Below are 12,822 nucleotides of genomic sequence, written 5' to 3' on the forward strand. Positions count from 1 at the left end.
GTTATTAAACTTATAAAATTTAGATATGAATAAGATAGAACAATCAAATATTACAGATAGTTCTGTTGTAGACTTAAAAGTTTATAGCGACCTTTTGAGAGAGTATATAAAAAACGAAATAGCAGATAACATGCTGTTTAGAGTTCTTTTTAAAGATTTAAGTATTCTTTCAATTGAAAATAACGAAGTTGTAATCTTTTTCCCAAAAGTTTACCCAGATCTTTATAACTTTAAAAATTACCATCAAAATATGTTTAGAAAAGCAGTTGATGAAGTTTTTGGAACTAAATATGGTTTTAAAATCATTGACCAAGAATATGTAGAATCACAAAAAGTTGCAGCTCAAGAAATCAAAAAAGTTGAAACTGTAGCTAAAAAATCTAACAATTCAGCACAAAATAATGTTGGTGAGTATACTTTTGTTAATTATGTTGAAAGTAAATTCAACAGAGAAGCATTAAGTATTTGTAGATCTGTTGCTAGCGGACATTATGATTTTAATGTTTTATTCATCTCGGGTGCATCCGGTTTAGGTAAAACACACCTACTTAAAGCGATCGAGTACGAGTTTAAAAAACAAAACAAAAAATCATTTATCGTAAACCCGAATACATTTAGTCAATACTTAGCTAACTTATTAAAAGAAAACGATCAAACTAAGTTAATGACAATGCAAAGAAATTTAGTAGATGTATTTGATATCGTTCTTTTTGATGATTTTCAGTTCTTTGGAGAAGGTAATAAAAAATCAACAAAAGATTTTATCTTCCAAATTTTAGATCTTAGAATGCAAAAGAATAAAATAACCATTTTTTGCAGTGATAAAGACATAAACGAAATTTCACCAATGTTTGATAATCGTTTAATCACACGTTTCCAATCGGGTTTTATAACTAAAATTAAGCGGCCAGATCATGATGATTTATCAAAGATTTTAGACTTCCTTTTAGATGTAAATGACATCGATACAAGTAAATTAAGTCATGAAGCTAAAGATTTTATTATTAGAAATCACACTAACTCAATCAGAACATTATTAGGTGCAGTAAAACGTGTTTCACATTACAAAAAAGAAATCTCTGAAACACCTCAAGAATACATTTTAAATACAATTAAAAGTATTTTTGAAAACGTTATTCAACAAAAAGAAAACATTACACCTGAAGTAATTATTAAAGCAGTAAGTAAATATTACAAAGTACCAACAAAAGACATTTTAAGTAGTTCTAGAAAGTCTGAAATAGTTATTGCACGGCATATTGCTATCTACATGATATCTATTCATTTAAATTATTCATCTACTGAAATTGGAAAAGTTTTTAAGAAAGACCATACAACAATATTAAATGCTCTTAAAAAATTAAAAGCAACTAAAGATGAATCTTTAAAACGTACAGTACAAGAATTACAAAATCAAATATACAAAATTAATTAACAACTTAATATACATTTTTGATGATTTATTAAGATGTGAATAACTTTCTTTTACACCTATAAAATAGACTTAAAAGTCAAAAAACAAAAAAGTTATACACATATTCACAAGATATATTTATTATATAAGGAGAAATCATGAAATTTACCATTTCAAAAAACCTCATCGAACAAAACGTTGAATTCTTATCTAACTATATAGATTCAAATGATGCTTTTATACCATTTAGAGGAATTCATTTTAAAATAGACTCAGAACAATTAGTTTTAACTGGTGCTTCGTCAACAATGGGGGCAAGAAAAACTATTAAAGTTGATGAAAAAAATATTAAATTAGAAAAATCAGGTAATATTTACATTCAAGCTTCAATGTTAAGAACAATTATTAAAAAGTTTGACAAAAATATTACTTTTAGTCTTAATGGTAATTTAATACATATATATGAAGGTTCAACTAAGTTCACATTAACTAAATCTGAATCAGGAATTTATCCAAACATTAGTTTTGATGATAATGAAAATAGATTTGAAATCGATTCAACAAAATTTGACAAAATCGTTTCAGATGTTTCAATTTCAACAAGTACATCAAACGACCGTTTAAATTCGTTAATTTATAAATGTATTAATCTTAAATCAGATAATGATAATAAAATCGTTTTCATTGCAACAGATACTTATAGACTTTCAACAGAAATTCTTCCAATTAATCGTGAATTAGAAATGAATTTAGTAGTAGATGCTAAAAACCTTAGAAAGTTAATTACAAAAGATGCTCCTAAAAAGGTTTTTATGTACTTTAACGACAACAAAATCGGTATCTCATATGAAAACACTAATGTATGAACTACAGTGAATAAAATGCAATTTATGGATGTTTCACAATTATTTCAAGTAAAATTCTCTAGAACATTCGCGATTGAAAGAGAAGAATTAATTAAAACAATTAATAAAGCTTTATTCTACACATCAGAAAAAGATAAAAAGATGGAATTTACATTTGAACAAAACTCATTAAAAATTTCGTTTGAAGTTCCTGAAATCGGAATAGGTGTTGCAGAAACACAAAAATTCGAAATTCTTGAAGGTGATAAAATTGAACTTGACTTTAATTACAATTACGTAAAAGAAGCAGCTCAAGTATTAGATCCAGGTATGTTAAATATCTTTGTTTCAAATACCGAAGATAAAGTTTTAATAATGAACAAAAATAACCCAGACAACATTCAATTAATTACACCAATTAGAAAATATAAAAAAGTAAAACAAATAGACGAAAGTAGAAACTAATGACAATAAAAATTAAAGGTGATTCAATAAAGTTAAGCCAATTCCTTAAAAAAATAGATGAAATCGACACAGGTGGTGCAGCGAGATTCTTTATTGAAAACAACGACATTAAAATAAATGATAGAACACCAGAAGGACGTGGTTCAAAAATTCACGTTGGTGATATCGTTTGAGTTAACGATACCATTTATAAAATAACAAAAGATGAAGAGTAAACTAAAAATGGACAAAAATTAAGTTGTCCGTTTTTTAATACTTACACATAAGGTTAAATAAAAAAAGAAGTTCTTTAAACTTCTCTTAATTATTATTTAATAACGGTCATTCCACCCATGTATGGAACTAAAACAGTAGGTACAGTTATTGAACCATCTTCGTTTTGGTAAATTTCAAGTAATGCAGCAATAACACGGTCAATAGCAACTCCTGAACCATTCATTGTGTGCGCGTATTCAGTTTTACCCTCTTCATTTCTATATCTAATCATTGCTCTACGTGCTTGAAAATCACCCATATATGAAACTGATGAAACCTCTCTAAAACGTTGTTCAGATGGTAATCATAATTCTAAATCAATTGTTTTTCTAGATGAAAAACCTAAATCACCAGTACATAAAAGTAATTCACGAAAAGGAATTTCTAATTTAGTTAAAACATCTTTTGCATCTTCTAACATTAATTCAAATTCTTTAATTGCATCTTCTTCTTTTGTAACTTTAACTAATTCAATTTTCTTAAATTCGTGTTGACGTAAAATTCCACGAGTATCTTTACCAGATGAACCTGCTTCAGATCTAAAACATTCTGTATAACCAGTTGCTCTAAATGGTGTGCTTAAATTAATGATTTCACTATTGTAATAGTTTGTTAATGTAACTTCTGCAGTAGGAATTAAATATTCATCTACACCTTCTAGTTTGTATAAATCTTCTTTAAATTTAGGTAATTGACCTGTCCCGTAAAGCATATCTGCCTTAACGATAACAGGTGTATTAAATTCATTGTAACCTTTTGTTGCGTGTAAATCTAACATGAAGTTAATTAATGCTCTGATTAATCTTGAACCAGCATTTTTATAGATAACATATCTTGAACCTGATAATTTTGTTGCTCTTTCTAAGTCGATAATATCTAATTGTTTAGCAATTTCGTAGTGTGGTAAAACATCTTTAACTAAACCACGTCCTAATTTATCATATGTATTTAAAACAATGTTTTCATTTTCATCAGCACCAACAGGCACTTCATCTAATGTTGTGTTAGGAATTTGTAAGATTAATTCGTTAATTTCATTGTTTAATTCATCAGTTTGTTTTGATAATTCAGTTTCTTCTTTTTTGATGTTAGCTATTTTTTCTTTGATTTGAGCAAGTGCTTGTGGATCGTTTTTAAATTTACCGAATTCTTTTGATAAATTAGTGAGTTCACTTTTTTTAGTTTGTGAAAGATTCATAAGTTTTCCACGTTGTTGCGCAAGTTCAACAAATCTATCATAAATATCGATATTAAAACCACGATTTACTAGGTTTTTTCTAACTGTATCTGTGTTACTTAAAACATATTTTAAATTTAACATTTTTATCTCCAATTTTGAATTTTCTAAATTATACAACAATTCAAAAAAAGCACTCATTTCTGCAATTATAAAATTATAAATTTTATGTATATAACTACAACAAAGCAAGAAAAGTCGAATTTTTCCTTGTTTTTTTGCAAATTAAAGTTTTTTAATTTATTGTATAATATAAACACGCTTATATAAAATATAAAAACATTTCACAAGGAGGGAAAATTATGAGCAAAAGAACATATCAACCAAACAAACGTAAACACGCAAAAGTTCACGGGTTCAGAGCTAGAATGAAAACTGCTAACGGAAGAAAAGTTTTAGCAGCAAGAAGAGCTAAAGGTAGAAAAAGATTAACAGTTTCAGATAAATAATTTCAATAATGAAAAAACAATATCGACTTAAAAAGAATTGAGAATTTGACAATGTGATGAATCGAGGCAAAGGTTCACACATTTTAAACAAATTTTTAATCATTTATTACAAACCGGCAAAGCAATTTAAAGTCGGATTAACAGTACCTAAAAAATTCGCAGGTGCAGTAGGTCGAAATTTATACAAAAGACAATTGAGAGCCATCTTAAATCAAATTCCATTACTTGATTTAAAATACGAATTAGTTCTCATTGTACGTAAAGAATTTATCTCAAGTGATTTTGGAACAAAATCAAGTGAGATAAAGAAACTTTTCGAGAAATTTAGGAAAAATGAAAAAATCTAACAATTTTAAATATTTCACTCAAGGTGATGATCCAAGAGAGAAAAGAAAGTCTGTTCGTAAAAAGGTTCTTTATTGAATCAAATTACTTTTTTACATTTTTCTTTTCGGTCTTACAATGACAGGGTGTGTTCAAGCATTCGTCATTAAAAACTCATACAACGTAGGTAACGGGATTGAGTTTTATAAAAGCAAAGATCATATTGCACCAAGAGTTAATACCTTTATCAATAAATCAGAAACAGTTAAGATTGAATTAAAAGATAAAGAAGAAAAAGAATTTACTTTAACACAACCAGTTGTTGATCCAGAAGATAACGTTTTCATCAACTACCAAATCAAGTCTGAAAACGATCTTCTCAAAGCAATTAGAAAACAAACAGAAACAAATGGTGGTGAATATGGTGTATGAAACAAATTCATTACATCTGTAAATATGCCTGTAAATGAAGTTTTATCAAATAACGGTTACATAACAGGTATTCAAGAAGAACCAATTGTTTCAAGAGAAGTAAATGGTGAAAAAAGATACTTATTCTTCTCAGAAACACAAAAAACATACAAATACTTAGCTGATAAAACTAAAGATATTTATGTGTTAGCATTTGATTTTGCTGAAAAAGCAGAACCAACTGAGTTAACTTACAAAAATGCTGAAGGTAAAGAACAAACAGTAACAGTTAAATATCAAGATAAACCTAAAAACTTTTTAACACTTAAAACAGAAGCAAAAACCGAAACAGATAGTAACGGTAAAGAAACTGAAAAGAAAGTTAATTTCGTTAATGCAAATGGTAATTTTGAAATCGAAAACATTACTGGTGTTCAAAAAGTTGAATTTGTAGATGGTTTACAAGGTACTTTAACAAACGCAAGAAATGCATTTGCTAGAGATGTTTTACAAGTTTACTATTTATCAACCTTTGGTGTAGGCACAGAATATGCTAGACAATTAGGTGCAGCAGCTGGCTTATCTACTCCAATCGATCCAACTGATTGATTCAAACACAAAATCAATATCTGAAAAGCAAATAACTTTGTCAACATGGAAATTTCACCTGTGGAGTACACATTAATCAATGTTTACCAAAATGTGATTTCAAAATGACTTGTTGATCTTAGATACTTTAATCAACAAAATCCTGAAAATATTCCTGTTGTAAAAGAAGATCAAAAATTTGATCCAAATATCAATGTTTTAAAATCTCAAAACGTTTCAGCAATTGCATTATCTGGTGATTATGCAATTGCCCCAGTTACAAATTGAGGTGAAGCATGAGGATATGGACCATTCTATGGTTTACTTGTTTATCCAATTTCAATCTTAATTCAATCACTTCGTCAAGCAATGCCTGTTGATGGTATAAATGGTTGAGCATCAATTATCGCTATTATTATTGCGGTAGTTATTACACGTCTTATTTCATTAGCGATTACATTCAAGACAACAATAATGCAACAAGTTTCAGAAGAGCTTAAATATAAAAAAGCCGCTATTGAAGCTAAATACAAAGGTCTTGAAAATAATAAAGCTATGAAAATGCGTAAACAACAAGAAATACAAGCGTTATATAGCAAATATAATATAAATCCACTTGATCAGTTTGGTACAATGATACTTTCAATGCCACTTTTCCTTGCTATGTGAAGAGTTATTCAAAGTATTCCAGAAATCAAACAAACAGAATGACTTGGAGTGAACTTCGCTTCTATCTCATACCAACGTTTATTCGCTGGAAATTGGGTTTACTTATGAATCTTAGTAGCGACAGTGGTACTTCAACTTCTTTCAATGTATATTCCACAATTCCTTAATAAGAAAAAATTCAAGAGAAGAACAACAATCGCTGAAGCTCAAGCACTTAAGAAAAGTGAAAAAACACAAAAAATTATGATGCTTGTGTTTACAGTAATTACTCTTATGTTTAGTGCTGGTGTTCAAGTTTACTGAATCTTTGGTTCAATCTGAACAATTATTCAAGCAGTTGCTATTCATAAATTTATTAAGACAAAATGATTTAAAGAAAAAATCTTACCAAAATATACAAAGAAATCTTAAAATAATAAGGACGGTTAAAACCGTCTTTTATTATTGAGTCATAGGGTTAAAGGTTTTTTATACACTTTATAAAACACCATTATAAAACAAAAACAACATCAATTCAGAGTAGATATCATTACATCTAAAATCTGTTAAATTTTAAGATGTTAAAAGTGACAAAATAAATGACGGTTATCACTCAAAAATTTTTTTTATTTTTTCTTGACAATGTCTTTTTTGTGTTAAAATATTTGTAGCGATAATAGCGAAGGGGATCACCTGAATCCATTCCGAACTCAGTAGTTAAGCCCTTCAGTGCCGACGATAGCCGCATGGTGAAAATAGGGCATCGCTGTTTTTTTATACTTTTTTATTAAAAACAGCTTAATTGCTATTATCTGTTCTTAGTAAAAATAATTAAATGTTATTTTGGAAATTAAAAAATAGCCGGAGCTATTATTTTTTTATAAAGTATTCAAAGTAAGGTAAACGTAAGTTGTCTACATCTACTACTTTGTAGTATAAAGGATTTAAACGTGTGATTTGGCTCGATAATACCTTCTTTGTTTCTTCATCATAATAAATGTAAATTCAAACATCAGGTGTAGAAGAATACAAGTTATCAATTATTGAAAAAATATCATACTTTTTATTAGTCGAAACACGTTCCCAAATTTTATCCATTTTCTTTTGGTTAATAAAATGTTTTTCACTTTCTACAAGCACATTTAGGTAAATTTTAAGATCATTAATTGTTATATATGGAAGTGGGTTTTTATCTACTTCTTTTTTATTTAATTTTAAGATGTTTGGATAAAACATTTTAAGTTTAAGTAGTCCTTCAAAAGTAATGCATAAATAAATTGGACCTGTGATGTTTTTCTTGTTTATTGCTTCGTCTAAGGTTTTTTTATCTAACGAATAAACAAATTTTAATTCCTTGGCCAATTTATTGAAATATTGAAAAACTGTACTTAAATCATTACTATTCATATTTCAATTATAAAGTATTAAATTTGTTATAATTTTATTAAAATTATATTTTACAGAAAATAGAGGTATTATGGCTAAAAGACAAAAATCATTTTTTGAGCGTTTAACTGAAATGAACGACAGACATGATGAGAAAAAGAAAAAACAAATTACCAACAAAAGCAAAAGAAAGAAAACTTTAATTATAGCCTTTTCAGCTTTAGCAGTTGGTGTTATTGCAGCTATCACAATTCCGCTTGCAGTTACAGTTACAAATAAAAACTACAAACAACCAATTTCAAATGAAACAAAATTAGTGACAATATCAGGTCCAAAAAACTCTGATCTTTCATCGATTACTGTTGGTAGCGCAACAAAATTCATTGAGGATAATGGTGTTAAAGTTTCAAAAGAGATTCAAGATGCGTATAGACAATCAACATTCTACTTCTATGAAAAAGAAGTTGCTGCATCAGTGCAATATCAAAAAGATTACAATGAATCACTTTTAGAAGGTGAAAAAGTTAACAACTCAATCGCTTTAAGAAGTTTAGATGAAATCAAAAAAGATGTTCAAAACAAACTTGCTGATCTAGAAAGTCTTTTAAAGAAAACTTATGGTTATGAGCATTGAGAAGAAAAATACATTGAAACTCTTAAAACTGATCAATACGGAAAATCAACATCAACAAAAGAAGCAGTAGATTATTTAACATTCAAAGAAGTTGAAGCAGTAGCAAAAAGACGTTTTGAAATCACATTTGAAAAAACAACACTTAAAAACATTAACCGTGTAGCAAACAAAGATATCTACAAAGTTAATGTAAATGGTGAAGTTGAAAAAGATACTAATGGTAAACCAATTGTTTTATTCAATAAAGGTGACAAAATCTATCCATTCTACAAAGAAAATGTTAACTACTTTGTAAGTCCAACAAATCCAGAAGAAGTTATCACGCTTACAACTAGATCATTTGATCCCGTTGCCAAAGTTGTTGAAACAAGAATTCAAGATTTCTTTAATGAAAATGGTTTAACAATTCCAACGGTTTATGACTTACCTGGAATTCCTTCAAATGATTTATACTCAGCATTTAATGTTTCAGATGAAGCTCATAAGAAAGTTTTAAAAGCATTACTTAAATACAATATTCGTCCAAACTCAGATGGAACAAGTTTTGAAATTTCATCAAATATTGAATTATTAAAATCATTTAAAGATGTAACACAATATGCTGTTAAATCACAAGATGAAACAAATGCACAATATTTAGAAAAACTTAACACTTACAGAACATACTTAAATGCATTAACACTTTCAACAGATCAAAAATTAGGTACAACAGGTGTTGTAACATCTGCTAACTTATTTACAAGAAACTTAGATTTAGGTTTAGGATCAATATCAAAAGAAGTATTTGAAAGTGCATCTAACAAATTACCAACAGTTTCATTAACAGAAATGTTTAAATTACCTGCTGAAAAACAAGCACAAATCGATTCATTAGTAACTGAAGCGAAAGCAGCACAAAACATTAGTGATGCAACAAACAAAGTTTTAGAAATTGATAAAAACATTGACCAATACATTGATTCTCTTACAAAAGAACAATATGAAGCATTAGTTAAAGGTATTTTCAATGCTAACTTAGTTAAAGAATCAAATGGAAGAAACTTACTTTCTTTTGTATACTCAATTACTGATATGCCTGATGCATTATTAATTACAACAGATAAAGGTCTTAAAATTGTAAGATTCACAAACATTGATACAATCGAAAAATTCAATGACTTAATCAAACAAGATGCATTAAATAAATTAGGCAATGATAAAACATACTTCAACATTATTGAACAATTAAATGATGTTTCATCAGAAGATATTCTTGGTAAAGCATTAGTAAACAAAGATTTCAAAGATCAATTAGAAAAATCAGATGCTAAATTATTTACATCAGAAAAAGTTAATGAATTAGCTAATAGTATTTCATTAGTAACAAATGGAATTGCTGATCAAAAATTAATCACATCATTAACAAACGCAAATAATTGAATTAATAAAACAACATCAACAGAAACAAGTTATAACTTTACAATTCAAGATTCAAAAATTAAAATTTCATATGATCCAACTGCTGCACCAAGTGAAAACAGTGCAACACAAATTATTTTTGATGCAATTACAAAATCATTTAAAAAAGGAGCAAAATAATGACAAAAATATTTAAAAAATTATCAGCATTAATCGCTCCAGTTGCAATAGCATCACCAATTGTTGCAGTATCATGTGCACAAACTGTTGATACTGAAGAAAAAATAAAACAAGATGCTTTATTCAAAAATAATGTTCAAATGGTTAGAAATCAAATTGAAAACAAATGACTTGTATCAACTTTAGAATCATTATATAAAACAGAAACAAATAACACTGACGATAAAGTAAAAGAAGCTATTTTAGCAGATGGTTTCAAAGTATATACAATCTTTTTAGCAAACAAATATAACCTAGAAAATGATCCATTATATTTAAAGAAACAATACAACACATGAAAATCTTTAGCTTTATTTAACACTGATCAAGCTCAAAAATTAGCCTCATTAGATCAAAATGCATTCCAAGGTTATGTAACACAAGAACAATTTAACATTCTTTATAATGTTGATGAAACAGGTGTGGCAAACATTGCAAACCGTGTATTACTTTCATCTAGATTCTTATTATTAAATAATGAAAAAGATTTAAATGCAATCGATGCACAAACATATGAAAAATACAAAAATCAATATGATTTAGCATCATTCAATTTAATTAACTATATTTTAGGTAAGAAAATTGTTCAATTATGACAATATGAAAGCTCAAATCAAAATGATGTATTCACAACAGCACAATTAACAATTAAAAATATTGAAGATTACACAAATTTAATCAAAAACTCACCATCAGCAATTGTTACTCCAGGACAAAACTTATTACTTAATGAACGTGCTACATTTGAAAGAACTTTAGGTGGATATAAAGGATTAAAACCAAACCCATTTAATATTGATTATTCATACGATACATTAAAAGACAAAACATCAAACGATACTTTTGTTGGATTCTACAACCCAGTTACAAAAGAAATTGTTAAAGTTAATGAAGATGGTACTTTAGTTACACCTATTAAAACATCTGATAATAATTCAAAAATCGTTGTATCATACCTTTCACAAATAGCTCCAATTGGAAAAGATTTCGAAATCACCAATGCAGAAGGTAAAAAAGAAACAATTAAGAAACTTTCATTTGAAGGTACACCATATGCTGATAAAACAACTGAATTATCAATTTTATTAGCTTTATATGATGATTCATTATTTAAAACAGTTCAAGAAGCATTTACAAAATTAGGTTACACAGTTAAAGTTGATGAAAAATCTTTAGTTGGAGATGCAACAAAAGATTTACCATATGTTGTTAAGGAACAATAATGCAAGATTCTATTTTCACAAAAATAATTAAACGTGAAATCCCTTCTAAAATTCTTTACGAAGATGACAAAGTTATTGCTATTTACGATGTAAATCCAGTTCGTGAAGGTCACTTTTTAGTGATACCAAAAACACAAGTTGATAACATTATTCAAAACACTGAAGAAGAGTTCTTATATGCTATGAAAATAGCACGTAAATTAGCAAAAGAAGAGATTATTGACAAAGGAATACCTGGTTTTAAAATTTATATCAATACTGGTAAAACAGCAGGTCAAGAAGTATTTCACACTCATATTCATGTAATACCTTACAAATAATATTTATAAATCAAAAACAACATGTTTCGGCATGTTGTTTTCATTATGCAAAAAAACTGGAAATGATTACAAAAATCTCACAAAATGCTAAAATAATTTAGCGAGTTTTAACAAAGGAGAAAAATGAAACGTTTATTTGCATTCGATTTAGATGGAACATTGTTACGTAAAGATAATACAATCAACCCAGAAACTAAAAAAGTTTTAAAGCATTCAAGAGAACAAGGACACTACAATGTAATCGCTACAGGTAGAGGTCTAAAGAAAGTTTTACCATTAATTGAAAATGGTGAATTAAGTGAAATTGACTACATAGTTTGTTCAAATGGTGCATTATATTATGATGTTAAAAACCAGACAACTCATGTTGTAAAAACACTTTTAAATAAGGTGTTTTGAATACTTAAAGATGTTGCATTAGAACACGATTTAATCTTAACCGTAGACACAATCGATTTTAATGGTTCATATTTACCAAACAACAAATTCCCGGCATGAATGACTGAACAACAAATTATGGATATGAATATTTTTAATGTAGTTGATTTAGATACATTAGAACATGTAGTTTTAAACCATGATTCAGTAATCACACAAATTGCTCTTAGAAATCCACTTGAAACTGCAAAAGCAATTACAGATGAAATAAGAGAAAAAACAAAAGATTTACCATGTGAAGTTTACTTAACAAATTCTGTTTATACTGATGTAAACCCAGAAGGAATTTCTAAATATGTTGGTATTGTTGAATTACTTAAATCACTAGGCTTAACAACCCAAAATTTAGTAACTTTTGGTGATAGTGGTAATGATGTTGAAATGATCGAAAAAGCCCACATTGGAGTAGCTGTTGGTAATGCAACACAAGAAGCAAAAGCAGTAGCTGATTACGTTATTGGTGATCATGAAACTGCAACCATCGGTGAAAAAATGATGGAAATTATTACACAAAAATAATGAATTTAAGACTGTTTTTGCAGTCTTTTTTTCGCTTTGTTTTAAGCAT

General features: G+C 27.9%; 12 protein-coding genes and 1 rRNA gene. 11 read left to right on the top strand and 2 right to left on the bottom strand.

From position 1 onward, the window contains the following. Positions 1 to 25: 25 nt before the first annotated feature. The 3 genes from H9M94_RS00005 to H9M94_RS00015 all read left to right on the top strand — a co-directional run bounded on the left by H9M94_RS00005 (position 26) and on the right by H9M94_RS00015 (position 2,939). Positions 26 to 1,435 (top strand): DnaA ATPase domain-containing protein, encoded by a 1,410-nt coding sequence (locus H9M94_RS00005; RefSeq protein ID WP_187469557.1) that lies wholly within the window; start codon positions 26 to 28, stop codon positions 1,433 to 1,435. 137 nt (positions 1,436 to 1,572) lie between these two features. Then, a complete protein-coding gene (dnaN, locus tag H9M94_RS00010; protein WP_187469558.1) occupies positions 1,573 to 2,724 on the top strand; it encodes a DNA polymerase III subunit beta in 1,152 nt (383 codons plus the stop codon). Beyond that, a complete protein-coding gene (locus tag H9M94_RS00015) occupies positions 2,724 to 2,939 on the top strand; it encodes an RNA-binding S4 domain-containing protein (protein ID WP_187469559.1) in 216 nt (71 codons plus the stop codon). Before dnaN ends, H9M94_RS00015 begins: the two co-directional genes overlap by 1 nt. A gap of 92 nt (positions 2,940 to 3,031) precedes the next feature. Here the strand turns inward: H9M94_RS00015 and serS are convergent, their stop codons facing one another. Further along, the gene (serS, locus tag H9M94_RS00020) at positions 3,032 to 4,300 is read right to left on the bottom strand and encodes a serine--tRNA ligase (protein ID WP_187469560.1); all 1,269 of its coding nucleotides are present in this window, start codon (positions 4,298 to 4,300) and stop codon (positions 3,032 to 3,034) included. A gap of 218 nt (positions 4,301 to 4,518) precedes the next feature. On the opposite strand from serS, the gene rpmH reads away from it, so the two are divergent. The 4 genes from rpmH to rrf all read left to right on the top strand — a co-directional run bounded on the left by rpmH (position 4,519) and on the right by rrf (position 7,408). Continuing rightward, positions 4,519 to 4,665, top strand: coding sequence for a 50S ribosomal protein L34 (rpmH, locus tag H9M94_RS00025; RefSeq protein WP_004794083.1), 147 nt, complete (start codon positions 4,519 to 4,521; stop codon positions 4,663 to 4,665). Positions 4,666 to 4,673: 8 nt separating this feature from the next. After that, positions 4,674 to 5,012: a ribonuclease P protein component gene (gene rnpA, locus H9M94_RS00030; protein WP_187469561.1), complete on the top strand. Its 339-nt coding sequence runs from the start codon at positions 4,674 to 4,676 to the stop codon at positions 5,010 to 5,012. Further along, entirely contained in the window at positions 4,999 to 7,068 is a 2,070-nt protein-coding gene (gene yidC, locus H9M94_RS00035; protein WP_187469562.1) for a membrane protein insertase YidC, read from the top strand. The genes rnpA and yidC overlap by 14 nt, the downstream gene beginning before the upstream one ends. A 234-nt stretch (positions 7,069 to 7,302) precedes the next feature. Beyond that, positions 7,303 to 7,408, top strand: a 5S ribosomal RNA gene (rrf, locus tag H9M94_RS00040). 98 nt (positions 7,409 to 7,506) lie between these two features. Here the strand turns inward: rrf and H9M94_RS00045 are convergent. Further along, on the bottom strand, positions 7,507 to 8,043 hold the full coding sequence (locus H9M94_RS00045) for a hypothetical protein (RefSeq protein WP_187469563.1): 537 nt from the start codon (positions 8,041 to 8,043) through the stop codon (positions 7,507 to 7,509). Positions 8,044 to 8,113: 70 nt separating this feature from the next. Here H9M94_RS00045 and H9M94_RS00050 point away from each other — a divergent pair, with 70 nt between their 5' ends. From H9M94_RS00050 to H9M94_RS00065, 4 genes are all read left to right on the top strand, one after another. Next, positions 8,114 to 10,234: a HinT-interacting membrane complex protein P80 gene (locus H9M94_RS00050; protein ID WP_187469564.1), complete on the top strand. Its 2,121-nt coding sequence runs from the start codon at positions 8,114 to 8,116 to the stop codon at positions 10,232 to 10,234. Continuing rightward, complete coding sequence (locus H9M94_RS00055; protein ID WP_187469565.1) at positions 10,234 to 11,496, top strand: HinT-interacting membrane complex lipoprotein P60; 1,263 nt, start codon at positions 10,234 to 10,236, stop codon at positions 11,494 to 11,496. The genes H9M94_RS00050 and H9M94_RS00055 overlap by 1 nt, the downstream gene beginning before the upstream one ends. Next, positions 11,496 to 11,816: a histidine triad protein HinT gene (hinT, locus tag H9M94_RS00060; RefSeq protein WP_187469566.1), complete on the top strand. Its 321-nt coding sequence runs from the start codon at positions 11,496 to 11,498 to the stop codon at positions 11,814 to 11,816. Before H9M94_RS00055 ends, hinT begins: the two co-directional genes overlap by 1 nt. Before the next feature lie 123 nt (positions 11,817 to 11,939). Then, positions 11,940 to 12,773 (top strand): HAD family hydrolase, encoded by an 834-nt coding sequence (locus H9M94_RS00065; protein ID WP_187469567.1) that lies wholly within the window; start codon positions 11,940 to 11,942, stop codon positions 12,771 to 12,773. The last annotated feature ends 49 nt before the right edge of the window (positions 12,774 to 12,822 follow it).

Origin of the sequence: Mycoplasma sp. Pen4 (assembly GCF_014352955.1) — a bacterium.
In the GTDB taxonomy this organism is placed as follows: domain Bacteria; phylum Bacillota_I; class Bacilli_A; order Mycoplasmatales; family Metamycoplasmataceae; genus Mycoplasmopsis.